The 25,391-nt window shown below is 65.0% G+C and carries 26 protein-coding genes; 17 read left to right on the forward strand and 9 right to left on the reverse strand.

Going from position 1 to position 25,391, the window contains the following annotated elements:
* Positions 1-57: 57 nt before the first annotated feature.
* Positions 58-351, reverse strand: a complete 294-nt coding sequence (locus GJV26_RS07180) for a DnaJ domain-containing protein (RefSeq protein ID WP_155708237.1) — start codon at positions 349-351, stop codon at positions 58-60.
* A gap of 128 nt (positions 352-479) precedes the next feature.
* On the opposite strand from GJV26_RS07180, the gene GJV26_RS07185 reads away from it, so the two are divergent.
* The 4 genes from GJV26_RS07185 to GJV26_RS30100 all read left to right on the forward strand — a co-directional run bounded on the left by GJV26_RS07185 (position 480) and on the right by GJV26_RS30100 (position 6,237).
* A complete protein-coding gene (locus GJV26_RS07185; RefSeq protein WP_155708238.1) occupies positions 480-2,258 on the forward strand; it encodes a glutamine--tRNA ligase/YqeY domain fusion protein in 1,779 nt (592 codons plus the stop codon).
* A 264-nt stretch (positions 2,259-2,522) separates the two neighbouring features.
* Positions 2,523-4,334 (forward strand): CHASE domain-containing protein, encoded by a 1,812-nt coding sequence (locus tag GJV26_RS07190; protein WP_229419195.1) that lies wholly within the window; start codon positions 2,523-2,525, stop codon positions 4,332-4,334.
* A gap of 135 nt (positions 4,335-4,469) precedes the next feature.
* The gene (locus tag GJV26_RS07195) at positions 4,470-5,186 is read left to right on the forward strand and encodes a UCP032817 domain-containing protein (RefSeq protein WP_308807622.1); all 717 of its coding nucleotides are present in this window, start codon (positions 4,470-4,472) and stop codon (positions 5,184-5,186) included.
* An 85-nt stretch (positions 5,187-5,271) separates the two neighbouring features.
* Positions 5,272-6,237 carry a UCP032817 domain-containing protein gene (locus GJV26_RS30100; protein WP_229419196.1) on the forward strand — a complete coding sequence of 322 codons (966 nt, stop codon included), beginning with the start codon at positions 5,272-5,274 and terminating at the stop codon, positions 6,235-6,237.
* 73 nt (positions 6,238-6,310) lie between these two features.
* On the opposite strand, the gene GJV26_RS07205 is transcribed toward GJV26_RS30100, so the two are convergent.
* The 3 genes from GJV26_RS07205 to GJV26_RS07215 all read right to left on the reverse strand — a co-directional run bounded on the left by GJV26_RS07205 (position 6,311) and on the right by GJV26_RS07215 (position 7,995).
* Positions 6,311-6,553 carry a hypothetical protein gene (locus tag GJV26_RS07205; RefSeq protein WP_155708240.1) on the reverse strand — a complete coding sequence of 81 codons (243 nt, stop codon included), beginning with the start codon at positions 6,551-6,553 and terminating at the stop codon, positions 6,311-6,313.
* Positions 6,554-6,682: 129 nt separating this feature from the next.
* Positions 6,683-7,006, reverse strand: coding sequence for a hypothetical protein (locus GJV26_RS07210; RefSeq protein ID WP_155708241.1), 324 nt, complete (start codon positions 7,004-7,006; stop codon positions 6,683-6,685).
* Positions 7,007-7,074: 68 nt separating this feature from the next.
* Positions 7,075-7,995, reverse strand: coding sequence for an NAD-dependent epimerase/dehydratase family protein (locus GJV26_RS07215; RefSeq protein ID WP_155708242.1), 921 nt, complete (start codon positions 7,993-7,995; stop codon positions 7,075-7,077).
* A 12-nt stretch (positions 7,996-8,007) separates the two neighbouring features.
* On the opposite strand from GJV26_RS07215, the gene GJV26_RS07220 reads away from it, so the two are divergent.
* From GJV26_RS07220 to GJV26_RS07230, 3 genes are all read left to right on the forward strand, one after another.
* A complete protein-coding gene (locus GJV26_RS07220; RefSeq protein WP_155708243.1) occupies positions 8,008-9,033 on the forward strand; it encodes a CDP-6-deoxy-delta-3,4-glucoseen reductase in 1,026 nt (341 codons plus the stop codon).
* Between the two features lie 85 nt (positions 9,034-9,118).
* Positions 9,119-10,366: an MFS transporter gene (locus GJV26_RS07225; protein WP_155708244.1), complete on the forward strand. Its 1,248-nt coding sequence runs from the start codon at positions 9,119-9,121 to the stop codon at positions 10,364-10,366.
* Positions 10,367-10,501: 135 nt separating this feature from the next.
* A complete protein-coding gene (locus tag GJV26_RS07230) occupies positions 10,502-10,876 on the forward strand; it encodes an HPF/RaiA family ribosome-associated protein (protein WP_155708245.1) in 375 nt (124 codons plus the stop codon).
* Here the strand turns inward: GJV26_RS07230 and GJV26_RS07235 are convergent, their stop codons facing one another.
* Positions 10,877-11,686 carry a helical backbone metal receptor gene (locus GJV26_RS07235; RefSeq protein ID WP_155708246.1) on the reverse strand — a complete coding sequence of 270 codons (810 nt, stop codon included), beginning with the start codon at positions 11,684-11,686 and terminating at the stop codon, positions 10,877-10,879.
* Positions 11,687-11,784: 98 nt separating this feature from the next.
* Between GJV26_RS07235 and GJV26_RS07240 the strand changes: the two genes are divergently transcribed.
* A complete protein-coding gene (locus tag GJV26_RS07240) occupies positions 11,785-12,738 on the forward strand; it encodes a GGDEF domain-containing protein (RefSeq protein ID WP_189442092.1) in 954 nt (317 codons plus the stop codon).
* 51 nt (positions 12,739-12,789) lie between these two features.
* On the opposite strand, the gene GJV26_RS07245 is transcribed toward GJV26_RS07240, so the two are convergent.
* The gene (locus tag GJV26_RS07245; protein ID WP_155708247.1) at positions 12,790-13,338 is read right to left on the reverse strand and encodes a DUF5610 domain-containing protein; all 549 of its coding nucleotides are present in this window, start codon (positions 13,336-13,338) and stop codon (positions 12,790-12,792) included.
* A 34-nt stretch (positions 13,339-13,372) separates the two neighbouring features.
* On the opposite strand from GJV26_RS07245, the gene sbcB reads away from it, so the two are divergent.
* Positions 13,373-14,818, forward strand: coding sequence for an exodeoxyribonuclease I (gene sbcB, locus GJV26_RS07250; RefSeq protein ID WP_155708248.1), 1,446 nt, complete (start codon positions 13,373-13,375; stop codon positions 14,816-14,818).
* 107 nt (positions 14,819-14,925) lie between these two features.
* Here the strand turns inward: sbcB and pyrF are convergent, their stop codons facing one another.
* Positions 14,926-15,741 carry an orotidine-5'-phosphate decarboxylase gene (gene pyrF / locus GJV26_RS07255; protein ID WP_189442090.1) on the reverse strand — a complete coding sequence of 272 codons (816 nt, stop codon included), beginning with the start codon at positions 15,739-15,741 and terminating at the stop codon, positions 14,926-14,928.
* Positions 15,742-15,889: 148 nt separating this feature from the next.
* Between pyrF and GJV26_RS07260 the strand changes: the two genes are divergently transcribed.
* The 4 genes from GJV26_RS07260 to GJV26_RS07275 all read left to right on the forward strand — a co-directional run bounded on the left by GJV26_RS07260 (position 15,890) and on the right by GJV26_RS07275 (position 19,131).
* On the forward strand, positions 15,890-16,492 hold the full coding sequence (locus GJV26_RS07260) for a LemA family protein (protein WP_155708249.1): 603 nt from the start codon (positions 15,890-15,892) through the stop codon (positions 16,490-16,492).
* 228 nt (positions 16,493-16,720) lie between these two features.
* Entirely contained in the window at positions 16,721-17,569 is an 849-nt protein-coding gene (locus tag GJV26_RS07265) for a TPM domain-containing protein (RefSeq protein WP_155712302.1), read from the forward strand.
* Positions 17,569-18,078: a TPM domain-containing protein gene (locus GJV26_RS07270; protein WP_155708250.1), complete on the forward strand. Its 510-nt coding sequence runs from the start codon at positions 17,569-17,571 to the stop codon at positions 18,076-18,078. Before GJV26_RS07265 ends, GJV26_RS07270 begins: the two co-directional genes overlap by 1 nt.
* A gap of 453 nt (positions 18,079-18,531) precedes the next feature.
* Positions 18,532-19,131: a VanZ family protein gene (locus tag GJV26_RS07275; protein WP_229419198.1), complete on the forward strand. Its 600-nt coding sequence runs from the start codon at positions 18,532-18,534 to the stop codon at positions 19,129-19,131.
* A gap of 83 nt (positions 19,132-19,214) precedes the next feature.
* On the opposite strand, the gene GJV26_RS07280 is transcribed toward GJV26_RS07275, so the two are convergent.
* A complete protein-coding gene (locus GJV26_RS07280) occupies positions 19,215-19,556 on the reverse strand; it encodes a hypothetical protein (protein WP_155708251.1) in 342 nt (113 codons plus the stop codon).
* Between the two features lie 163 nt (positions 19,557-19,719).
* Here GJV26_RS07280 and GJV26_RS07285 point away from each other — a divergent pair, with 163 nt between their 5' ends.
* Complete coding sequence (locus GJV26_RS07285; RefSeq protein WP_155708252.1) at positions 19,720-20,277, forward strand: hypothetical protein; 558 nt, start codon at positions 19,720-19,722, stop codon at positions 20,275-20,277.
* Between the two features lie 65 nt (positions 20,278-20,342).
* Here GJV26_RS07285 and GJV26_RS07290 read toward each other — a convergent pair whose 3' ends face one another.
* Positions 20,343-21,218, reverse strand: coding sequence for a TraB/GumN family protein (locus GJV26_RS07290; RefSeq protein WP_155708253.1), 876 nt, complete (start codon positions 21,216-21,218; stop codon positions 20,343-20,345).
* 122 nt (positions 21,219-21,340) lie between these two features.
* Here GJV26_RS07290 and GJV26_RS07295 point away from each other — a divergent pair, with 122 nt between their 5' ends.
* From GJV26_RS07295 to GJV26_RS07305, 3 genes are all read left to right on the forward strand, one after another.
* Entirely contained in the window at positions 21,341-21,679 is a 339-nt protein-coding gene (locus tag GJV26_RS07295; protein WP_155708254.1) for a hypothetical protein, read from the forward strand.
* Between the two features lie 167 nt (positions 21,680-21,846).
* The gene (locus GJV26_RS30670) at positions 21,847-24,102 is read left to right on the forward strand and encodes a hybrid sensor histidine kinase/response regulator (protein ID WP_155708255.1); all 2,256 of its coding nucleotides are present in this window, start codon (positions 21,847-21,849) and stop codon (positions 24,100-24,102) included.
* A gap of 88 nt (positions 24,103-24,190) precedes the next feature.
* Entirely contained in the window at positions 24,191-25,177 is a 987-nt protein-coding gene (locus GJV26_RS07305) for an LLM class flavin-dependent oxidoreductase (protein ID WP_155708256.1), read from the forward strand.
* Positions 25,178-25,391 lie beyond the last annotated feature (214 nt).

The raw sequence follows: 25,391 nt of genomic DNA on the forward strand, positions 1-25,391 counted from the left end.
AACTCTCTAAAATTGCTTTGTTCGGCCATGGTCGGCCCGATGCGACGTCGTTCGGCCTCAGCTGGCCGGGAGCGTGACGCCGTGGAGGCCGAAAACGGAGCGCCACAGCTGGTACGCTTCCGCTTCCGGATCGATGATGATCCGGTGGTTCAGGCTCTGGTTGTATTCTTCCCGCTTCACCGGGTCGGACAGTACTTCGTAGGCCTTGACGATGCCCTTGAAACGGGCATCGGCGCCCGGCTCGGGATTACGGTCCGGGTGGAAACGCATCGCCAGCGAACGGTAGACCTTTTTGATCTCGTCGTCCGTCGCGTTGGGGGCCACGCCGAGCACATTGTACAAATTATCCATGGTGTAACTCTCAGGTAAAAACGAGGGCGTAAGGGCGAATTATCCTATAGAAAACCATCGGCCGTCCTCCGCGCAGGCGTGCGTACGGTAAAATGGCCGCCAATCGACTCCCCTACTTGCCTTCGTACATGAGCAACGACAAAAACAGCGCCAAAGGGGCAGCAGCCGCTGCTCCCGCACCAAATTTCCTCCGCAACATCGTCGAACACGACCTGGCCACCGGCGCGCACCAGCGCGAGGGGCTGCCTTCGGTGATCACCCGCTTTCCGCCGGAACCGAACGGCTACCTGCACATCGGCCACGCCAAGTCGATCTGCCTGAACTTCGGCCTGGCGCGGGACTATGACGGCCGTTGCCACCTGCGCTTCGACGACACCAATCCCGCCAAGGAAGAGCAGGAATACGTCGACTCGATCATCGACAGCGTGAAGTGGCTGGGCTTCGACTGGCAGAGCAAGGACCCCGCCGGCGGCGGCGACCACCTGTACTATGCCAGCGATTACTTCGACCGCCTGTACGAGATGGCCGAATACCTGATCACGGCCGGATACGCCTACGTGGACAGCCAGAGCGCGGAAGAAATGGCGGCCAACCGGGGCAATTTCAATACGCCGGGCGTGAATTCGCGCTTCCGCGACCGCCCCGCCGCGGAATCGCTGCAACTGTTCCGCGACATGAAGGCCGGCAAGTATGCCGATGGCGAACACATCCTGCGCGCGAAGATGTCGGAAGACGCCATGTCGTCGCCGAACATGAACCTGCGCGACCCGGCGATCTACCGGATCCGCCATGCGCACCACCACCGCACCGGCGACAAGTGGTGCATCTACCCGATGTACGACTACACGCACCCGATCTCCGATGCGCTGGAAAACATCACCCACTCGGTCTGCACGCTGGAATTCCAGGATCACCGCCCGTTTTACGACTGGCTGCTCGACACGCTGTCGAAAGGCGGCTTCTTCACGCAACCGGTACCGAAACAGTACGAGTTCTCGCGCCTGAACCTCACCTATATCGTCACGTCGAAGCGCAAGCTGCGCCAGATGGTCGAGGAAGGCATCGTCGACGGCTGGGATGACCCGCGCCTGTCCACGCTGGTCGGCATGCGCCGCCGCGGGTTCACGCCGGAAGGCATCCAGCTGATGGCCGAACGCACCGGCGTGACGAAATCGGATGGCTGGATCGATTTCAGCGTGCTGGAAGGCGCCGTGCGCGAAGACCTGGACCCGAAGGCGCCGCGTGCCATCGCCGTGCTGAAACCGTTGAAACTGATTGTCGACAACTTTGCCGCCGGCGAGAGCGTCGAGTGCAGCTCGCCGGTCCATCCGCACCACCCGGAACTGGGCAACCGCACGTTCCCATTCACCCGCGAACTGTGGATCGAGGAAGAGGATTTCATGGAAGTACCGTCGAAAGGCTACTTCCGCTTCTATCCGCCGATCGGCGACCAGCCGGGCGCGCGCGTGCGCCTGAAATACGGCTTCGTGGCCGAATGCACCGGCTACGACAAGGATGAACACGGCAAGGTGGTCGCGGTGCACGTCAACTATTTCCCGGACAGCAAATCGGGCACGGAAGGCGCCAACAGCTACAAGGTCAAGGGCAACATCCACTGGGTCAGCGTGGCCACGGCACTGGAGGCGGAAGTGCGCCTGTACGACCGCCTGTTCACCGACCCGCAGCCGGATGCCGGCGGCAAGGATTTCAAGGAATTCCTGAATCCGAACGCCAAGGAAGTCGTGACCGCCTACCTCGAGCCTGGCCTGAAGGATGCGCAAGCCGAGCAGCGCTTCCAGTTCGAGCGGCACGGCTATTTCGTGGCCGACCGCGTCGACTCCACGCCGGGCAAACCCGTGTTCAACCGGATCGTCACGCTGAAGGACAGCTGGGGCAACGCAAGATAAAGAGTCTGTAAAGCAAGGCCGCCCATGAGGCGGCTTTTTTCCAAGTGTGGCGGATGGGCCGGCTTGCAGCCCCCCACCCGCCACCTCATGCGCCGGCCGTTGGCGGTGGTTACAACACCACAGCCACGGCCGGTTGTCCACGACAGCGGAGATGAGGGCTGCGTCCGCCGCAACGGTTAGTGTCCGATAGTGGCTTTGTTCTTGACGCAGCTCATGTCGACTGCCTATATTTTGACCACGCACACTGCCCTTGCCACGCCATCCATGAACCAGCCACTGTCCGGAAAACTGCACGAAGCCAAACCGTCCTGGTGGAGCGGCGTGCTGCTGTCGATGCTGGTCGGCGCGGGTTTCTACGCGTGGATGGCCAATTCGCTGGAAAGCGAGGCGCTGGAGCGGTTCCGCAACCAGGCCCGCAGCATCCAGTACAACATCGCCGGCGGCATCAAGGCGTGCACGGACGTTCTGCGTGGCACCGCCAGCCATTTCCAGGCCAGCGAAGACCTGTCGCCGCAGAGCTTCCACCGCTATGTGCGGGGGCTCGACATTCCGCACAACTTCCCGTCGATCGCCACCATCAACTTCGCGCAGTACGTACCGGACGAGCGCCGCGCCGCGTTCGAGGAGCAGATCCGCGGCGCGGCAGTGCGCGAACTGGGCTATCCCGAATTCCGCATTTCGCCGCCGGGCAAGCGCCCGTACTACACGGTGATCACGCTGCTGGAGCCGATGTACGGCGCCAAGGGCAAGTTCGGCTACGACCTGTCGGCCCGTTCGCAGGTCGCGCAGGCGCTCGAGCAGGCGCGCGACACGGGCGCGATTTCCACTTCCGGCTTGCCGGTGCAGTTGCCGGAAGCGCCCACGCAGTTCGGCATGCCGCTGCGCCTGCCGGTCTACCGGGCCGAGATGCCGGTCGATACCGTGGCCGACCGCCGGGCCGCCTACGTGGGCTCGGTGGGTATCGGCTTTTCGGTACCGCGCCTGGTGGAGGCGGCAATGGTCGATACACCGGTGCGCGAAATTCGCGTGCGGCTGTACAGCACCGTCGCCGGCGCTGCGACGAACGGCAACCAGCCGAACGGCCACCTGTTGTTCGACAGTGTGGAAGCGTCCGCCGGACAGGCGCCGCCCGGCCATCACGTGCAGCTGAGCCTGCCGGTGAATTTCAATGGCCGGCTGTGGCAGGTGTATTTCGATGCGCCGCGCGCGGCGCTGTTCTCCAGTTTCGATGGTTACCTGCCGTGGCTGGCCGCGCTGGTCGGCTTCGTCAGCACGCTGCTGATGTACGCGCTGTTCCATGCCCAGGTATCGTCGCGGCGGCGCGCGCTGCAGATGGCGCGCGACATGACGCGCGAACTGCGCGACAGCCAGGCCAAGCTGCAACTGTCGCACCAGCGGCTGCGCCGGCTGGCCGCGCACGCCGAACAGATCAAGGAAGAGGAGCGCAAGCGCATCGCGCGCGAGATCCACGACGACCTCGGCCAGAACCTGCTGGCACTGCGGATCGAGGCCGATATCCTGGCCAACCGCACATCGGTGCGCCATCCGCGGCTGTATGCGCGCGCCAGTGCCACGCTCAAACAGATCGACGACACGATCCGCAGCGTGCGCAACATCATCAACGACCTGCGGCCCAATGTGCTCGACCTCGGCCTGTCCGCCGCGGTCGAATGGCAGATCACCCAGTTCCGCAAGCGCTCCGGCATCGAGTGCGAAGTACTCGACCCCGACGGCACCCCGGACGTGGACGACCGCTGCGCCGTGGCCCTGTTCCGTGTGTTGCAGGAGTCGCTGAGCAATATCCAGCAGCACGCCCGCGCCACGCACGTGCGGGTCGAACTGCGCCAGCTCGGCGGCACGCTGCGCATGATCATCGCGGACAACGGCATCGGCCTGCATGACGGCAGCCGCAACAAGAATGGCTCGTTCGGCCTGGTCGGCATCGAAGAGCGCATGAGCCTGCTGGGTGGCGATTGTTCGATCATCAGCCGCCCGCATGGCGGCACCACCGTCACCGTCACGGTACCCGTAGCGTGGCGCGCAACGCAGCCGGCAGCCGGAGAATTCGTCAATTAAAGTGATAGTTCGATATAGCAACTTATTCCATAGAAGTCTTCTATAGTTTGAGGTAGGTCAATAGTCATTTTCAAGCAAAGGCAACAATAGGCCTGTCTTGAAAACATTGACCCACCTCAACAACAGGAGATGAATATGGCTGACTTCAAAGCAATCGAAGAACTGGACCTGGACCCCATCAAGGTCAAGCTGATGCACGCGGAATCCGGCGAGGGGTGGAGCCTGGAACATGCCGACGCGGTGGAAAAGGAATACCGCCGCTTCCTGGTGCTGATGAAGAAATACCCCGACGAACAAACCGCGCCGTTGATGGACGTCGATACGTTCTGGCACTATCACATCCTGGATACGTTGAAATACGCGGCCGATTGCCAGGCCGTGTTCGGTTACTTCCTGCATCATTTCCCCTATATCGGCCTGCGCGGCGAGGACGACGAGGAAGCGCATCACAACATGGGTGCGCGCATGAAGGAACTGTACGAAGAGACCTTTGGCGAGGATTACATCCGTACGGGGGCGACTGCCTGGTCGGGCCGTGCCCTGGCATCGGCGGACGCACGGACCGCATGGTCGGGTGCGGCCACTACGTCACCGGCGGCACAGACCGCGTGGTCGGGTGCTGCCACCTCCTCCCCAGCGGCACGGACTGCATGGTCGGGTGCGGCTACAACGTCACCGGCGGCACGGACTGCATGGTCGGGTGCGGCTACAACGTCACCGGCGGCACGGACCGCATGGTCGGGTGCGGCCACCTCCTCCCCGGCGGCACCGGAGGCAATGAAGGGTTCCGCACAGCCGACGGTCTACCCGCTGTACACCGTGCGCCCTCGGCTGACGCAATCCGTCGCCTGATACCGTAGCACAACGCTTTGTTGCGGGATTGCAACGGCTGTCCCGCGCATCGCTCCCGTGGCTCCTCTCTGAGCCCCGCGCACGATTGAAACAGTTCCTTGCAATCTGCGATCCATTACCTATACTGGGATTTGTTGATATTTCCACGCGTCAACATCAATTCGATTGTGGCATCGTTACTCAGAGCCATCAACCATCAGAGAGGACCCCCATGATTTCTTCAGAACATTTCAACCCTATCGCCGAACTCGACCTGGAGCCGATCAAGGTCAAGCTGATGCACCAGGAATCCGGCGAAGGCTGGTCGCTGGAAAAGGCCGATACCGTCGAGTTCGAGTACCGCCGTTTCCTGTACCTGATGAAGATGTTCCCGAACGAACAGACCGCACCTCTGATGGATGTGGACACTTTCTGGCACTACCACATTCTCGACACGATGAAGTACGCGGTGGACTGCGACAAGGTGTTCGGCTATTTCCTGCACCATTTCCCTTACATCGGCCTGCGCGGCGAGGATGATGTGGCGGCGCACCAGCGCGTGGGCGACCGGATGAAGGAACTGTACGAGGAAACATTCGGCGAGGCTTACCTGCGCAACGCCGACGCCGCCTATTCGGGCCGCATCAGCACCGATGCCGCCTATCCCGGCCGGATCGGCACCGAAACCGCTTACTCGGGCCGCATCGACGCCGCCACGGCTTATTCCGGCCGCATCGGCACCGAAACCGCTTATTCCGGGCGGATCGGCGCCGCTGGCCAGGCCGGTACGCAAACGGCATATTCCGGCCGTATCGCCAGCGGCACCGCATACTCCGGCCGCGTTGCGTATTCGGGCCGCGTCAGCGAGCCGACCATCGCGGCGAAGGCTGCCTATTCAGGCCGGATCAGCGAGCAGAATGTCAGCGCCAGCACGGCTTATTCCGGCCGCATCGGCGCTGAAACGGCCTATTCCGGCCGAGCCGCGATCGCAACCACGACCGCCTATTCGGGCCGCATCGAGGCCGCACCGGCGCAGAACGGCTTCTACACGGAGCGCCCGCGCCTGGCGTGATCCACGCATCCGCACGAAAAAAAGGCCGGCCCCTGAACAGGGCCGGCCTTTTTTCATGGCGATGGCGCGACGCTCAATGCGTCATCAGGTCGCGAAGTTCGCGGATCGAATAATCGCTGACCTCGTGCATGCGGATCAGGATCGTGGCACCGATCGGCAACGTGTTGTGGCGGATCTTGCTGATGACGGGAGGCGCCACTTCGAGCGCGCGGGACAGGGCCGCATCGTTCTTCAAATCGAGTTTCGAGATGATGGCGTCAAGCACGCGATTCGGGTTGTACGAAGGGGAAGCGGTCAGATCTTTCAGGAATGACATGTTCAGACTTTGTATAAAAGCAGCAGGTTTACCAGGTGTTCGCCGATTTATGATCGGTCTCGCGCGCGATAAAACAACCGCACACGGCGGGTTGGTTCGCATTCGGACAATATGGTACACGCGATTGCTTTAATTTTGGCAACTTTTGTGAGAATGTGAGAGATTTCCCGCGTTTTTATGTGCTAGAAAACCGGCCGGCCGATCGGCGGGGAACGGCAGCACCAGCCAGTACCAGGTCACGGCCGTAAGCGCGGCGAGCTCGGCCAGCACGATCGGCAACAGCATCGCCGCGGCCTCCGGCTGCGCTGCCGGCAACTGATGCCAGCCCAGCTCGCGCCGCAGTTCGGCCGGCGACGGCAGCGGCAGCGGCACGCCGGCGCGGGAAGAAACCCGGCGCCGGGCCATCCATGCCCGTACTTCTTCCTTGCTGGGGTGCCGGCGGTTCGCTTCCATACGACCTCCTGAAGATGTCTGCCTACGTTAGTCGCAAGCGACAACCACACGTTTGCGCGACGTCAACCCTACCGGCCCGCCGTTACGCTTTGTAGACCTTCGGCAACAGTCGGATAGCGCAAGCGCAAGCGCAACTCACGCTTGAGCCTGCCATTTGCAAGTTGCCGCGACTCCGACATGAACGACAGCAGCGTTGGCGATACCACCTGCGCCAGCGCCGGGCGCGGCAGACGGGGCGGGCGCGGCAGGCCAACCGCGTCGGCCACCGCATCGAAGTAATCGGCCATCCGCAGCCGGCTGTCGTCCACCGCGTGATAGACGCGCTGCGGCTGCCCGCGGTGCAGCGCCGCCCGCACCAGCGCGGCCAGGTCGTCCGCGTGGATGTGGTTCGTGTAGACATCGTCCGCTTCGGCCAGCGCGGGCGTGCCCTGGCGCAGGCGCTCGATGGGCAGCCGGTCCGCCGCATAGATGCCGGGCACCCGCAGGATCGACAGGCGGCCGCGCGCGCGGCGGGCCCAGTCGCGCAGCACGCGTTCGGCATCGACCCGGCGCCGCGCCCGGATATTACGGGGCGCCACCGGCTGCGTTTCGTCGACCAGGCGGCCGCCGAGGTCCCCATACACACCGGTCGTGCTTACATAAACGACCTTTGCCGCCTCGGGTAGAATGGCGATCACATTGCGCGTGCGGGTATCGAGCTCGCCGGTACCCGGCGGCGGGGCCAGGTGGATCACCGTGTGGGCCAGGCCGGCAAGGCGGCGCAGCGTGGCGGGCCGGTCCAGGTCCGCCAGCACGGGCACCGCGCCTGCCGCGCGCAGTTCGCCGGCATTGGCGGCATCGCGGGTGACGGCAAAGACGCGGTAGCGCGCGCGCAACAGGGGCAGCAGCCGCATGCCCACGTCGCCGCAGCCGAGGACCAGCAGGCGCGGCTTGCCGGGGTGCGGCTTGCCGCGCCGCCGGGCGGATTTTTGTTTGCTATGGATTTTCATCTCAAGGATTGTATGACGTTTCAGATTACTGTTCAGCCCAGCGGCCACCAGTTCGCGTGCGACGATGACGAAACCGTGCTGGCGGCCGCGATGCGGGCGGGCGTCGGGCTGCCGTATGGCTGCAAGAACGGCGCCTGCAGTTCCTGCAAGGGCAAGGTGGTGGCCGGTTCGATCACCCACAAGCCGCACCAGCGCCGCGCACTGAGCGAGGAAGAAGAAGCGCAGGGCATATCGCTGTTCTGCTGCGCGATTCCCCATTCCGACCTGGTGATCGCCGCCCGCGAAGTGGCCGGCAGCGGCGATTTCCCCGTCAAGAAAATGCCGTCGCGCGTGACCACGCTGGAAAAGGTGGCGCCGGATGTCATCGTGATGACGCTGCAATTGCCTGCCAACGAGGTGCTCGAATACCGCGCCGGCCAGTACATCGAATTCCTGCTGCGCGACGGCAAGCGCCGCAGCTACAGCATGGCCAGCGCGCCCGGCACCGGCCCGGTCTCGCTGCACATCCGGCACATGCCGGGCGGCCTGTTCACCGACCAGGTATTCGGCACGCTGAAAGAGCGCGACATCCTGCGCTTCGAAGGCCCGCTGGGCACGTTCTTCGTGCGCGAAGATTCCGACAAGCCGATGGTGCTGCTGGCCTCGGGCACCGGTTTCGCGCCGATCAAGGCGATCGTCGAGCAGATGCGCTCTTCCGGTTCGGATCGCAAAATGGTGCTGTACTGGGGCGGCCGCCGGCCCCGCGACCTGTACATGCACGCGCTGTGCGAGCAATGGGCGCGCGAACTGCCGAACTTCAGCTACGTTCCCGTGGTATCGGATGCGCTCGACGAAGATGGCTGGACCGGCCGCACCGGCTACGTGCACCAGGCCGCGGTGGCCGACCTGCCCGACCTCTCGGGCTGGCAGGTCTATGCCTGCGGCGCGCCGATCGTCGTCGAATCGGCCAAACGCGACTTCGTTGCGCAATGCGCGCTGCCGGAAGACGAGTTCTACGCCGACGCCTTCACTACCGAAGCCGACCTGGCCCAACCCTGATCCCGAGCGCGATCCCGGTCCCCGCCGGCCCGCCCGGCCGGGCGGGACCGCGTATTCTTCACTGAATACTCACCCTGATCGCTTCATGTCCACATCCAACGGCTTCGCCGTCCTGCGCCACCGCAATTTCTCGTTCTACCTCGCCGCCCGAATCCTCGGCACCCTCGCCGTGCAGATGCAGAATGTCGCCGTCGGCTGGCAGGTGTATTCGATGACGCACAACCTGTTCTACCTGGGCATGATCGGGCTGGCGCAGTTCGCGCCATTCCTGCTGCTGATCCTGCCGGCCGGCCATGCCGCCGACCGCTACAACCGCCGCAACATCGTCACCGCCTGCCTGGCCACGCAGCTGGTCGTCGGCCTGCTGCTGCTCGCGTTCGCCCACAGCGGCATGACCGCGGTGTGGCCGGTCTTCGCGGTGCTGGTGCTGTTCGGCAGCGCCCGCGCGTTCATGGGGCCGGCCACGCAGGCGATGCTGGTGAACCTGGTGCCCCAGCAAGACTTCAGCAAGGCCGTCGCCCTCTCCTCCTCCAGTTTCCACGTGGCCGTGATCGCCGGGCCTTCGCTGGGCGGCCTGCTGTACATCCAGGGCCCGACCGCCGTCTACTCGATCGCCGCCGTGCTGTTGCTGGTCGCAACAGTGCTGATGGCGAGCACGAAGGCGCCACCGCAAGCCTCGCACCGCGAGCCGGCCACATGGCACAGCGTGCTGGAAGGGCTGCGCTTCGTGATGTCGCGCCCGATCGTGCTGGGCGCCATCTCGCTGGACCTGTTCGCCGTGCTGTTCGGCGGCGCCACCGCCCTGCTGCCGGCGCTGGCCCACGACGTGCTGCATGCGGGCCCGGAAGCGCTGGGACTGCTGCGCAGCGCGCCCGGCGCCGGCGCCGCGTTGTGCTCGGTCGCGCTGGCGTTCTTCCCGATCACGCGGCGGGTCGGCGCCTGGATGTTCGGCGGCGTGGCCGTGTTCGGCGTGGGCACCGTGGTGCTGGGCACCACCACCACGTTCGCCATCGCTCTTGCCTGCCTGCTGCTGATGGGCGCCGGCGACATGATCAGCGTCTACGTACGGCACCTGCTGGTGCAGTACGAAACGCCGGACGCGATCCGCGGCCGCGTCAGCGCCGTGAACTCCGTGTTCATCGGCGCCTCGAACGAACTGGGCGAATTCGAATCGGGGGTGACCGCCGGCTGGATGGGGCTGTCGCGCGCCATCGTGTTCGGCGGCGCCGCCACCCTCGTCGTCACCGGCGCATGGATCAAACTGTTCCCCGTGCTCGCGAAGATGGACCGCTTCCCGCACCACGAAAAGGAACTGGCCGGGCAGGCGAAGTAAGTGTTATGGCCTGCGCGGCGGATTTCCTCCAATCTCGCGACTTGCTCTTGAAAACCGGACAATGTGCTGCACTTAACAACAGGAAGGCACCGTACCGCGTAATATCGAGCAACAGCACAACGAGGAGGAGTAACGATGCAAGTTCAAGTCAACACCGACAAGTCCATCACCCATGATGCCAGCCTGGACCAGCACGTGGAAAACGTGGTCCAGTCCGCCCTGCAGCGCTTCGGCGAGCACATCACCCGGGTCGAAGTCCACCTTGGCGACGTCAACGGCAGCCAGAAATCGGGCGGCAACGACAAGCGCTGCATGATGGAAGCCCGCGTGGCCGGCCTGCAGCCGATCGCGGTGACCGACCATGCAAGCGAGGTGCGCCAGGCGATTTCCGGTGCTTCAAGCAAACTGGTGCGCGCACTCGACACCGCCCTCGGCAAGCGCAGCGACGTCAAGCACAATACGCCCGTCGCCGACCTGGTCGAGCCCGATCCGGTCCCGGCCGACGACTGATCAGCCCCCGGCCAGCGCGCGCAGGTACGACAGCCCGGCCAGTGCCCGGCTGCCGTACCAGGACATCATCTCCCCATCCACCAGCTGCACCGGCTTGCCGAGCTGCTTTTCCAGCGCGTCGGCATGCGCTTCCGTAAACCGGTACGGCTCGGTGGACAGCAGCACCTGGTCGATGTCCGCCACCAGCGCATCGCTCCAGTCGAAACGGGGATAGCGCGCCGCTCCGGCGCCGTGGTCCTGGCCTGTCGCCGGCGCCATCGCCGGCACGCTCCAGCCGATTTCCGCCAGCATCGCCGCGATATACGTATCGCGCGACACCGTCATCCACGGATCCTGCCAGATGCAGTACAGCACGCGTTGCGGTGGCCCTTTCGGCATGGCGCGCAGCGCGGCCAGCCCGGCGGCAAAGGCATCGGACCAGCGCCGCGCCGCCTCTTCCACGCAGAACACGCCGCCCAGCAGGCGGGCCAGCGCCAGATTGTCCTCGGGCTGTTGCGGGTGGGTGACGATCACGTGCGGCACGAACCCGGCAAGCAGGTCGGCCGTCGGCTTTTCGTTTTCATCGATGTTGACGACCACGTGGGTGGGGGCCAGCGCGCGGATCCGGTCCAGGTTGACGTCCTTGGTGCCCCCCACCTTGGCAATGTCGCGCACCACGTCCTTCGGATGGATGCAGAAGCCGGTGCGCCCCACCAGCCGGCCGGCCAGCCCGAAGTCGCACAGCATCTCGGTAATCGAGGGTACCAGCGAGACGATGCGGGCGTTCGGATCGGGGCGGTGCGGCTGGCCGAGAGCGTCGATGAGACTCATGTTGTAAGAGTAAGTAAAAGTAATGGTTTGAAACAAGTTCAGCCGCGTTGCAGTGGCTTTCATGCGCTATCATGGCATGACTTCCTGGAACCCCCGCCGTGAAACTACTCAGCACGTTCGCCGCCTCCCCATACGACATCGCCGCCCTGCAGCTGTTCCGGGATGCCGATGCCGCCAGTGCCGCCACCCTGCTTGCGCACTGCCCGGTCATGCTGGCGGCCGCCGGCGAAGTGATTTCGAGCCCGGCCAGCCCCCAGCTCGTGATCGTGCTGCGCGGCGCGCTGGCCGATGCCACCGGCGACGGTGCCACGACCAGGATCCTGCCGGGAGAAAGCGCCGGCGAGCAATCGGTGCTCGACGGCGAGGCCGACCTGTCCGGCCTGAAGGCGCTGGAAGAAAGCGAACTGCTGCTGGTCGATGCCGACCTGGCGTGGCGGCTGATCGAAGAATCCGACGGCGTGGCGCGCAACCTGCTGCGCTTGCTGTCGTTCCGCATCCGCGCGGCCAGCATGCAGTTGCGCCGGCGCCAGAAGCTGGGCGAGTTCTACCGCCAGCTGTCGCTCAACGATGGCCTGACGGGCCTGTACAACCGCGCCTGGCTGAACGACGTGCTGCCGCGGCTGGTTTCCACCGCTCATGCGACCCGCGCGCCGCTGTCGCTGATCATGCTCGATCTCGATCACTTCAAGGGCTTCAACGACCGCCATGGCCACCTGCAGGGCGATGGCGCCTTGCGCCTGGCGGCACGGGTACTGGCCGGGGCGCTGCGCCCCGCCGACTTCGCCGTGCGCTACGGCGGCGAGGAAATGATGGTGATCCTGCCGGACACGGCCGGCCCCGTGGCGGCGGGCGTGGCCGAGCGGCTGTGCGAATGCATGCGAGAAGCCGTGGTGTTCGACGACATGCGCCTGCCGCTGCCGCATATCACCGCGTCGTTCGGCGTGGCCTGCCTGCTCGATGGCGGCGACGATCACGCGCTGATCGCCGCGGCCGACAGTGCGCTGTACCGCGCCAAGGCCGCCGGCCGCGACCGCGTGGCGGTTGCCGCCTGACCGTGGAGATGCCGTGCCGGTTGCGCCATGGCGGCCGTGCCGGGCGACGCGTTACGCGGCTTCCTTCTCTTCCTTCGGCTGCGCCATCCTGGCCGCGAAGCTGTCGAACCCCCTGGTGACGAATTCGTAGGTCTTGTCGATGTTCGCGGCCACGTCGCCGCCCAGCGCATTCAGGCCCTTCAGGATATCGCGCGCTTCCTTGAACCCCTGTTCGACGCCGCCCTTCACCGCGTCCATGAACTTTTGCAGCGCCGCGTCGTCTTCCATCTGCGGATTCTGCCGCTTGAAGACTTCATAAAACCCGCTGGCCAGCGACACGATGCGGTCGGCCGTCGCCTGCGGCGAATTGTCCTGGCGGGCGGCGTTCTGCACCGCGTTCTCGCCCAGCTCGGCCCGCAGGGCTTCGTTGATGCTGGTGATGGCCGACTTGTACAGCAACGCCTGCGGGTTGCCGCCGACGCCGATCGAGATCGTCGCCGACGCTTCCATGATCGACACGTTCAGCTGCAGCTTCGCCCGGGCGGCGGTCACTTCGCCCTGGTTCGCCACCTTCGAATCGGTGGAGATGGCCTTTGAATTGAGGGAAACGCTATTTGCCACGATAATCTCCGGTTATGACACGACTAAGCCACTCATGAGCAACCACACCTTTCTCTGGCACGACTACGAAACGTTCGGCATCGTGCCGCGCCGCGACCGTCCCGCGCAATTTGCCGCCATCCGCACCGACGCCGACCTGAACGAGATCGGCGAGCCGGTCATGCTGTACTGCAAGCCTGCCGACGACTACCTGCCCGACCCGCAGTCCTGCCTGATCACCGGCATCACGCCCCAGCATGCCCTGCGCGAAGGCGTGCCCGAGCACCAGTTCGCCGCCACGATCCAGGCGCTGTTCGCCGAGCCGGGCACGGTCGGGGTCGGCTACAACACGATCCGCTTCGACGACGAAGTCACGCGCTTCCTGTTCTGGCGCAACCTGATCGATCCCTACGCCCGTGAATGGCAAAACGGCTGCGGCCGCTGGGATCTGCTGGACGTGGTGCGCATGTGCCACGCGCTGCGGCCCGACGGCATCGAGTGGCCTCAAGGTGATAACGGCAAGACCAGCTTCAAACTTGAATTATTGACATCAGTCAACAATTTAACGCACGAGGCGGCGCACGACGCACTGTCCGACGTGCGCGCCACGATCGCGCTGGCGCGGTTGATCCGCCAGCGCCAGCCACGGCTGTGGGACTTTTGCCTGGCGCTGCGCGACAAGGGCCGCGCGGCGGATGAAATGGGCCTGCATCTCGCCCGCGAGCTGCGCAAGCCGTTCCTGCATGTCTCGGGCATGTTTCCGGCCGAACGGGGCTGCCTGGCGCTCGTGTGGCCGCTGGGCCAGCATCCGACCAACAAGAATGAAGTACTGGTCTGGGATTGCAGCCACGACCCGCGCGAACTGTTCACGCTGGACGCGGACACCATCCGCACCCGGCTGTTCAGCCGCGCCGAGGCGCTGCCGGAAGGCATGAGCCGGCTGCCGATCAAGAGCGTGCACCTGAACAAGTCGCCCATGCTGGTGGGTAACCTGAAGACGCTCAGCCCGGAGATGGCGCAGCGCTGGGGCATCGACATGGAACTGGCGCTGACGCACGCGCAATACGCGGCCGACGGCCCCGACCTGGCCGCGCTCTGGGAGCAGGTGTTCCACCGGCCGCCGGCCGAGCCGGCCGATGTCGACGAAGACCTGTATGGCGGCTTCATCGGCAAGGAAGACCGCCGGCTGCTCGACACGCTGCGCCGCGAAACGCCGCAAAAGCTGGCAGTGGCGTCGCCGCACTTCCAGGACGACCGGCTGGCCGAACTGCTGTTCCGCTACCGCGCCCGCAATTTCCCGGACACGCTGTCGGAACAGGAACACGAGCACTGGGAGCAGCACCGCGCCGCGCGGCTGCTGGAAGGCGCCGGCGGCGCCCGCAGCGTCGACCAGCTGTTCGGCGAGATCGACCACCTGGCGCAATCGGCCGACGAGCGCGCCGAAGCGATCCTGGGCGCGCTGTACGAGTACGCCGAGATGATCGTGCCGCAGTCGTATTGATACCGAAGGAAAAAAGACCCTGTTTGGAAAATTGGGGACGGACCCTGTTTTCGACGGCCCCGCGATGCGGTCCGTCCTTGTTCGCGAGCCTGTTTTTCAGCGCTGTTTCAGCGGTGGGCGTTGATCACCAGGCGCGTCTCTTCGGCCACGCGGCGCGCGGCGGCGGCGAAGTCCTCGCCCGCCCGCGGCGCCGCGTACAGGATCGCGCGCGACGAATTGATCATCATGCCGGTGCCGGCATCCGTGCGGCCGGCGCGCACCGTGGCTTCGATGTCGCCCCCTTGCGCGCCGATGCCCGGGATCAGCAACGGCATGTCGCCGACGATCGCGCGCACGGCGTGGATCTCTTCCGGGAAGGTGGCGCCCACCACCAGCGCGCACTGGCCGTTGCTGTTCCACTTGTCGGCCACGAGCTGCGCCACGTGCTGGTACAGCGGCTTGCCGTCCACCTCGAGGAACTGCAGGTCGGAACCGCCCGGGTTCGACGTGCGGCACAGCACGATCACGCCGCGGTTCCATTCCATGTACGGCTCGACCGAATCGGAACCCATGTACGGGCTGACCGTGACGGCGTCCGCGCCGTAGCGGTCGTAGGCTTCACGCGCATACTGCTTCGCGGTGGCGCCGATGTCGCCCCGCTTCGAATCGAGGATCAGCGGAATATGCGGGTACTTGTCGCGCAGGTAGGCGCTGATGCGCTCGAGCTGCCCTTCAGCGCCCAGGGCCGCGAAATACGCGATCTGCGGCTTGAAGGCGCAGGCCAGGTCGGCGGTGGCGTCGATGATCGCGGTGCAGAAGCGGTAGATGCCGTCCGGGGTACCGCGGAATTGCGCCGGCAGGCGCTCCATGTCCGGGTCCAGGCCCACGCACAGCAGCGAGTCGTTGGCGGCCCAGGCGGCATTCAGTTTGTTGATGAAATTCACGGCGGCCCCTTAGTCAGAAAATTTGCAAACCCCGCATTATAGCGGCCGGCCCCCGCCCTTCCAGCTATGTGCTGCACCGAACAATACGATCCTGGCCGAGCATGTATAGTGCCTTCAACACCGGAACGTGTCATTTCAAGGAGGAAGCATGCGCAACAACTTCGTACGCTGGATCATGATGGGCCTGCTGACGGCCGTATTGTCTGGCTGCGGCTACAACGACTTCCAGAGCAAGGATGAAGCCACCAAGGCAGCCTGGGGCGAAGTCGTCAACCAGTACCAGCGCCGGGCTGACCTGATTCCCAACCTCGTCAACACGGTGAAGGGCTATGCTTCGCACGAGCGCGAGACGCTCGAGGCGGTCACGGCGGCACGCTCGCGGGCCACCAGCATCCAGGTGACGCCGGAGGTGCTGAACAATCCCGCCGCCTTCCAGAAATTCCAGCAGGCCCAGGGCGAACTGTCGTCGGCGCTGTCGCGGCTGATGGCGGTGTCCGAGCGCTATCCGGACCTGAAGGCCGACACCAGTTTCCGCGACCTGCAATCGCAGCTCGAAGGCACGGAAAACCGCATCACGGTGGCACGGCAGCGCTACATCACCACGGTGCAGGATTACAATGTGCTCGCGCGCCGTTTCCCCACCAACCTGACGGCAATGATGTTCGGCTATGAAGTCAAGCCGAGCTTCACGGTGGAAAACGAGAAAGCCATCTCGACCGCGCCGACCGTCGACTTCGGTGCCAAGAAGTAAAACGAGTGATAACAAGTGATTGCGGGAGCTGAGAACGTCATGCCGCTGGGTCCGCAGGACAATGCACCACCCGCCGCCCCGCGGCGGCGCACGCGCGAACACCCTTCCGAAGGCAAATGGCTGGGTACCGCCGAGGCCACCAACGAGCGCGACGTGCGCGGCCCCGGCCGCCGGCGCGGCTTGCGCGGTCTGGTGCGCCGGCCGTCGAAGGGCTGGCTGGGCCACTGGATGGTGCGCTACCTGGTCCTGGTCGTGCTGCTGTGCTGTGCGCTGCTGTTCGTCGAAGCGGCCCGGGCGCAGGCCCCCCAGGCCGATCCTTTCGTGCCGGTGCCGGAACTGAAGGCGCGCGTCACCGACCAGGCCGGCATGCTGACGGCACAGCAGCGCGGCGCGCTCGAATCCGTGCTGGCCGACCATGAAACCCGCACCGGCAGCCAGATCGCCATCCTCCTCGTGAAAAGCACCGCGCCGGAGGCGATCGAGCAATACAGCATCCGCGTCACGGATGCCTGGAAGCTGGGCCGCAAGGGTGTCGACGACGGCGTGCTGCTGGTGGTGGCGAAGGATAATCCTTCCTCGCTGCGCCGCCTGCGCATCGAGGCCGGCCGCGGCGTGCAGGGCGTGCTGACCGACGCCCAGTCGAAGCGCGTGCTGCAGGATGTGATCGCGCCACACTTTCGCAACAACGATTACTACGGCGGGCTGAGCGCGGGCGTATCGGCCATCGCCACCTTGCTGGACAAGGAACAATTCCCCGCCCCCGCCGCCAAACCCGCGCAACAGGCGCGACAGGCGCAGGCGGACGGCATCGGCGGGTGGATCTGGCCGGCCATCCTGTTCGGCGCATTCGTGCTGCTGCCGATGTTTCGCGGCCGTGGCCGCGGACGCAGCAGCGGCCTGCACCGCTCGGGCTGGGGCTCGAATGCCGCCGGCGTACTGATCGGCAGCGCGCTCGGCAGCGCCCTGGGCAATGCCCACCGCGGTGGCGGCGGCTTTGGCGGCGGCAGCTTCGGTGGCGGTTTTGGCGGCGGCGGCGGCGGCACATTCGACGGCGGCGGCGCCTCGGGAGACTGGTAATGGATGCGATTGCACGCTGGCGCCGCGCGTTGCGCCACCTGACGACAGGCTCCGGTACCGGCCGGCGCTGCTTCCCCGAACCGGTACTGGCCGATATCGCCGCCGCGATCGCGGCAGGCGAGCAGCGCCATCGCGCCGAAGTGCGGCTGGTCGTCGAGCCTGCGCTGCCATTCGGCGCGGCGCTGGACGGCATCGCCAACCGCGACCGCGCCCGCGAACTGTTCGCGCAATACGGCGTGTGGGACACGGAAGAAAACTGCGGCGTACTGATCTACGTGAACCTGGCGGACCACGCAGTCGACATCGTGGCCGACCGCAATGTGGGGCGCCGGATCGCGGAAGACGAATGGCAGGCCGTATGCCGCACGATGACCCAAGCCTACAAGCGCGGCGAGTTCGGCGGTGGCACCGTGGCCGCCCTGAACGCCCTGGCCGACCTGCTGGAACGGCATTTCCCGGCCGACGGCGCGCGACCCAACCAGTTGCCCGACGAAGCCGTGATCCTGTGAACTGCCCTCCCGTCGCTGCGATGATTCCTGCGCAACCAGGCATTATCGCCAAGTGAGCGCCAGGCGCGTCCGGCGAAAAGGCGGAGTTACCCGCACAGTTATTCGAAAAAATAATATCTATTATCGAAAATCAAAATTGGACGAATATGTGGCGATGCAGCATGATTACACCTGTCTCCACTATTCTCCTCCAAGATAATAGTTTGAAGCCCGCCAAACCAGCGGGCTTTTTTTTTGGCGCGGCCAGCGCCAGATCAAGGGAGTTTGCGCGCTGTCATGGCGACGTCACATTGATTCCTTATACTGAATTCATCTGCCACACATGCAACCGATATGCGTGGTGGCAGTTCAGGTGTGCTTCGGCACACCGCTCCGAATTCGCATTATTCCCATTGCCGCCATCCTTCGGCGTACTGGCAAGTGCACCGGCGTCGATGCACCCGAGGTCGCTTCATGATCGCTGCATCGATTATCGCTGCATCGATTATCGCTGCATCGATTGTCGATACGTCGATCGTCAATGCCTCGATCGTCGATCCGGCGATTGCCGGTCGATCCACCATCTCTTGGCCCGGACAGGGTTTTGCCCGCCGCACCGGCGGGCTCTTTTTCCCTTCCATGCTATGGTTACGCTTTACCAATACGATGTATCGCCCCGTGCTGAAACTACTCCATCTCCTGCTGCTGACCTCCGTCCATTCCCGCTTGCGCTATTGGGGCGCCATGGTGCTGTTCGCGCTGATCGTCATCATCGGGTCGATTCCCGGCGCCCGGGCCGATGCGGCCGAGGTCGCGTCCGGCGTCGTGCTGCACTCGTGCGCGTACGCGGTACTGACATTCCTGGTGTTTACCGGCAGTAGCGGCACGCCGGCCCAGCGCACCTCGAAAGCCGTGCTGACGATCGCGGCAATGGGTGCCTTCGATGAAATGGTGCAGAGCTTCCTGCCCTACCGCCACGGCGCGGTCGGCGACTGGATGGTCGACTGCACTTCCGCCATCGTGACGTCCACGCTGCTGTGGACATTGTGGACCACCCGCAAGGTTCCGACCTGAACGGCAGACTCCGCGCCATCGCGGGCTGAATGCCAGCGCAGAACCGGCCTGGATGCCGGCCGGGGGCCGTGCTCCCGGTCGCGTCAACGCTTCCGGCAATCGTTTTCAATATCGGCAAACACTTGCCGGCGACGGTTTTCACGGGCAGAATCCCAATCGTGTCCTAGGCGCATCCGGCCGGCCTGCACATCCATGTCGATCTTGCGCAGCATGGCTTTCGTCTGGCGTTGCCGTTGCAACCCCACCATGCCGCCGGTGGCATGCTCGGCATCGAGGCGCATGTCCACCAACTGTTCCACCTTTGCCAGCCGGACCAGCGCATACAGCGCCTGGCGCAACACATGCCGCTTGCGCCGGCCACCCGGCCCGCCATAAGCTGCGTCGACAAGATCCGCGATCACCGTTTCCGTCCGATGCTTGAGCATAATTACCCTTATAGTTGTCTAATACAATACTTATGCGAGTAATTATCAAGCTGCATCGAACCCAACAGTTTGATTTGCATCAAGCGTCATCTTCATGGCGCGAACGCATCGGTCCGTGACGGTCCACAATATATTCGGGCATGGAGCCCATTCGGAGACAGCCGTGAAAAATATACCCGGTAACGCAGCAAGCCGTTTCGCGGGCCACCCCGCCCTGCCGCGCATTGCACTGGCCGCATGCGTGCTGCTGGCCGGCTGCGCCGGCACGCAGGGCGGATCGGGCGTGGCGGATAACGCGGGCATGGCCACCGGCCATGCCGAAGGCCGGAGCGATGGCGCCGGGATCGCCGCCACCGCAACGGGCACCACGGACACCACCCGGATCGGCACGGAGGGATGCCCCGGAATTGGCAGCGATGCCCCCCGGCCGGGAGAGCCCGGCTGCCCGCCCGCCGGGCAGGATGCGGCCATGCAGAGATTGCAGGGGGTGGTGCAGCAGATCGAATGGATACCGGTCCGCGAGGCGGAGATCGGCGTCAGCGGCGCCCTGGGCGCGGCTGCCGCGGGCGGCATCGTCCCCGGCATGGGGGCGCCGGGAGGCTACCGCATCACCTTGCGCACCGATGACGGCAGCGTGCAGAGCGTTGTGGTGGCAACACAGCCGGACTTCAATGTCGGCGAGCGTGTCACCTACAGCAATGGCGCTATCGCCCGGCAATAATGCACCGGCGCCAGGCGGGCAGTTCCAGGCGGCAGCCCGGCGTCAGGACTTGCGGCCGCCTTCCTTCAGTACATTTTCTCGACATCGTAGCCGCGGCGGCGCAGCAGCTCGGGAATGCTGTCCTCGCCCACGAGGTGCAGCAGGCCGATGCCCACGAAGGCCACGTCGTCGCTACGCATGATGGCTTCGATGTGCGCCGTCATTTGCGGGTTGCGCTGGCGCAGCAGCGTGCGGTCCATGAAGGTGGCCGTCACCGAGTCGCCCGCGGTCAGCTCGCGCGCCAGGGCGGCGATCCGCGCCGCGTCGGCGGTGCTCCATGCATCGATCAGGCCGGCCGACTTTTGCACGGCCTTGCCGTTTTCCAGGTCGTCCAGGTTTTCCAGCAAGTATTTCTCCTGCTGCGCATCGTCCAGCGAAGCAAACAGGCTGAGCTGGTAATCGGCCGTTTCCAGCTCGCGCACGGGCTTTCGCTGCTTTACCGCGGCAGACAGCAGGAAACCCTCGACGCCATTGCTGCGGTGGTAACCGTGCTTTTCGATCTCGCCGCCCACCAGGATATTGGCCACCAGCCATGGGCGGTATCCCTCGACCGTCGCAAGCGGAATGCCCGCCTTTGCCAGCGCTCCCTGCAGCCGTGCCAGCGCGTACGGCGACAGGTGACGCGTGATGGACTCGCCGGCCGGATAACTGCCGTACTTCGCCAGCGCCCGCTGGAATGGCTCGGAGGCACGGGTATCGAGTTCGAGCACGAGCGAGCTGGCATGATCCAGCGCGCGGGTCACTTCCGGCTCGAGCGGAAAAAAGCCCTGCTTGCCCACGTGGATGGTACCGAACAGGTAGCTGGTCTTGCCGTCATGCTGCACACGGTACAGCGCACCGCGCCGGGGAACGGGCTTCAGTTCGATCGGCTCCGCGGCTGCCACCGCGTTGGGGACATTCATTTCCATACTGTTGACGGACCACGAAATAAACAGGGCAACAACGAAAGTCAGATAGCGCAGCATGCAAGATTCCCGGCCCGCCTTTTGAATAAGGCCGGCATCGATCCGAAAGATGAACGGTAATGCCCTGGAGTCCGCCGGGCACTGGCTGGCGACCGCGTAAAAGCGGTTCTATTGCTGATGGTAAAGGAATTTGCGCCCTGAGGAAAATTATTTGTGGAGGGCGAAGAAAAAAGGCCGGGTTGAAACAACAATGTGTTTCGACTTCGGCCACATGGTCATCGGATAAATATTTATCTAATATCTTTATTCGATTGCCAGCATTGCTGGCATTTTGTCACGCCCAGGGAAGCGCCGATTTAATTCTGGTCGATGATATTAGTCTCCCGGGGCCAGGATCGCCGCTACGAATGGATCAGCGCTTCTGCGGTACACAATCGATTTTCGACTTCCCGCATTAACTTCCGCACGCCGTCACGCGAACTTGCGCAACCAGTGGACTCATGACCCGAGATCCGGCATATACCCGCCCGGACAGGACAGCGAAACAATTACCCGCTGTCACCGGTGCTCAAGCTATGGTACCTTCGCACAACATTCATCAGCGTTTACGCCGCTCCCCGTCCCCGTGCAGCCACCATCCCTCGCCTATCCGCGCCTGCCAACCATCCGTTTCAGGCTTGCGCTGCTGGTGCTCAGTTGCGTGCTGCCCGCCGCGATTGTCTCGGCATTCCTGATCTACGATCACTACCGTGTCGAACGCGCCAGCCTGCTGGGCGAGGCGATGGCGACCGCGCGCTCGATGGTTTCCGTGGTCGACCGCGATTTCGATACCGTCGTCACGGCGCTGACGGCGCTGTCGGTGTCCGACGATATCGACGAGGCCGACATCGCAGAATTCCGCCGGCAGGCCGGCAATGTGCATGCGATCCTGCCGATCACCGAAATCGTGCTGTACGAGGCGCAAAGCGGGCGCCAGCTGATGAACACGGCCCGGCGGGAGCAGGCGCAACAGGCGGCCGCCCCCGGCAACGCCGGCTTGCTGCACGAAGTGCTGCGCACCACCCAGCCGGTCGTCACCGGCCTGACACCAGGCCGCGCCGGGCAGACGATCACGGTCGGCGTGCCGGTCGTGCGCGACGGCGCGGTGCGCTACATGCTGGCGGCGCAGGTGCTGCCGGCCTCGCTGGGCGCGATCCTGCGCGACCAGCAGGTGCCCGCCACGTGGCGCGCGGCGATCCTGGATGGCGACCTGCGCATCGTCGCGCGCAATGTCGACATCGAGCGCTACCTCGGCACCCTGCCCTCGGCCGACGTGGTCGAGCGCATGCGCCGCCAGATCGAGGACACGTTCGAGGGCGCCACCGTCGACGGCAATCGCGTCGTGATGCTGTACAGCCGCTCCATCAAGTCCGGCTGGAGCGTCACGCTGGGCGTGCCGCACGCGAACCTGACCGCCGGCCTGATGCGAACGCTCGAATCGCTGATCATCGCCACCGTCGTGATCCTGGCGCTGGGGCTGGGCATGGCCTGGCTCGTGGGCGGACGCATCGCCCACTCGGTGCAGGCACTGATCGAGCCGGCGACCGCGCTGGGCACCGGGCAGGTCGCCAGGCCCGCGCTGGTCGATTTTTCCGAGGCCCAGCAGGTGGCCGATTCGCTGGTGCGCGTTGCCGCCGCGCTGGACGATGCGCGTCGTCGCGCCGACAACGAACTGCGCGAACGCCGCGCGGCCCAGGAAGCGCTGCAACTGGCGGACCGCCGCAAGGACGAGTTCCTGGCCACGCTGGCGCACGAATTGCGCAATCCGATGGCGCCGCTCGTCAACGCGCTCGAGATCATGCGCCTCGGCGGGCCCGGCAAGCCGCCGCCGCCGAACGTGCTCGACATTATCGAACGCCAGCTGAAACAGATGGTGCGCCTGGTCGACGACCTGCTCGACGTTTCGCGCATCACCACGGGCAAGCTGAGCATCCGCGAAGAGGCGATGCTGCTGCAGGACGTCGTCACGCATTCGCTGGAAACGGCCAGCCCGCTGGTGGCGCAGCGCCGCCATGCGCTGTCGGTGCACGTGCCGGAGGCACCCGTGGTGCTGCACGGCGATGCGACCCGCCTCGCGCAAGTGCTGTCGAACCTGCTCAACAACGCCGCCAAGTACACGCCGAACGGCGGCCGCATCGCGCTGCAGGCAGTGTGCCTGCATGGGCCGGACCGCGTGCGCATCGAAATCAGCGACAACGGCATCGGCATCGCCGCCGACGTACTGCCGCACGTGTTCGACATCTTTTTCCAGGCCGACCGTTCGCTGGGCCGCGCCCAGGCGGGCCTGGGCATCGGGCTGTCGCTGGCGCGACGGCTCGTCGAGTTGCATGGCGGCACGCTGACGGCATCGAGCGCCGGGAAGGACTTGGGCAGCACGTTCGCACTGGAGCTGCCGCTGGCCGATGCCGATGCCGTCCCCGCGCCGGAGCACGATGCCGGCGCTGCGCCGCTGCCGCCCCTGCGCGTGCTGGTCGCCGATGACAATATCGACCATGCCAATACGTTGCGCACACTGCTGATCGCCGCCGGACAAACGGTCAATGTGTGCTACGACGGGCTGTCAGCGCTGCATTGCGCCGAAAGCTTCGATCCCCACATCGCCTTCCTCGACATCGGCATGCCGCGCATGGATGGCTATGAGCTGGCGCGGCGGCTGCGCGCCGAGCCGCGGCACCGCGACTGCCTTCTGGTGGCCGTCACTGGCTGGGGCCAGGACAAGGACCAGCAACGCTCGCGAGCGGCCGGTTTCGACCGGCACATCGTCAAACCCCTGCCGCCGTTCCAGCTGCGCGCCCTCCTGCAGGATCGCGCCAGCCGTGGGACAATGTACGACTCCGTTTGAGTTTTGCCTCCGGCCACGCCCGAAACGGGAACTTTGCAATGAAAGGCAGGGGTCGCGTCCATCCATCGGCGCAGCCCTCGAATACCATATGATTCCACTGTCGATACTCGATCTTTCCCCCATCGCCGAAGGCAGCGACGCCGGCGAATCGCTGCGCAACACGCTGGCGCTGGCGCAGCACGGCGAACGCTGGGGCTTCAACCGCTACTGGCTGGCCGAACACCATGGCATGCCGGGCATCGCCAGCGCCGCCACGGCCGTCGTCATCGCCCACGTGGCCGGCGGCACGAAGACCATTCGCGTCGGCGCCGGCGGCGTGATGCTGCCGAACCACTCGCCGCTCGTCATCGCCGAGCAGTTCGGCACGCTCGAAGCGCTGTTTCCCGGCCGCATCGACCTGGGCCTGGGCCGCGCGCCCGGCTCGGACCAGACCACGGCGCGCGCGCTGCGCCGCAACCTCGGCTCCGATGCGGACGAATTCCCGCAGGACGTGCTGGAACTGCAGGATTACATGAGCGACTCGCCGCGCCAGCGCGTGCTGGCCGTGCCGGGCCTGGGCGCCAAGGTGCCGCTGTGGATCCTCGGTTCGAGCCTGTTCGGCGCCCAGCTCGCCGCGCACCTGGGCCTGCCTTACGCGTTCGCCTCGCACTTCGCGCCGCAGATGATGATGCAGGCGGTGGCGTTTTATCGCGACAACTTCAAGCCGTCGCCGCAGCTGGCCAAGCCCTACGTCATGCTGGGCTACAACGTGTTCGCCGCCGACACGGATGAAGAGGCGCAGTTCCTCGCCACGTCGATGCAGCAGGCCTTCGTCAACCTGCGCACCGGCCGGCCGTCGAAACTGCCGCCGCCGCAGGCGGACTACCGCGCCACCCTCGGCCCGCAGGAAAACGCCATGCTGGACTCGGTGCTGTCGTGCACCGCCACCGGCTCCCGCGCCACCGTGGCCGCCCAGCTGAACGCCTTCATCGCCAGCACCCGGCCCGACGAACTGATGGTCACCTCGCAAATCCACGACCACCAGGCCCGGCTGCGCTCGTACGAAATCCTCGGCGAGATCCTCGCGGCCGGCTAGGCGTCCGGCAATATTGCCTGAATTCGGGGACTGTCCCTATTTTCTGGAAATATTCCAGAAAATAGGGACAGTCCCCGGGGCTTTTTGCGCAACGGATAGCAGGATTTTTGCGGACAAAACAACGGCCCGGCTGCGCTTTCCGTCCGGCTCTCCAGCTGGCGCCCTTGGACACCTCAATTTAGTACCGCCTGAATATATTTCCCAAAACCGGGGT

The organism is Pseudoduganella dura (assembly GCF_009727155.1).
GTDB classification, from domain to species: Bacteria; Pseudomonadota; Gammaproteobacteria; order Burkholderiales; family Burkholderiaceae_D; genus Rugamonas; species Rugamonas dura.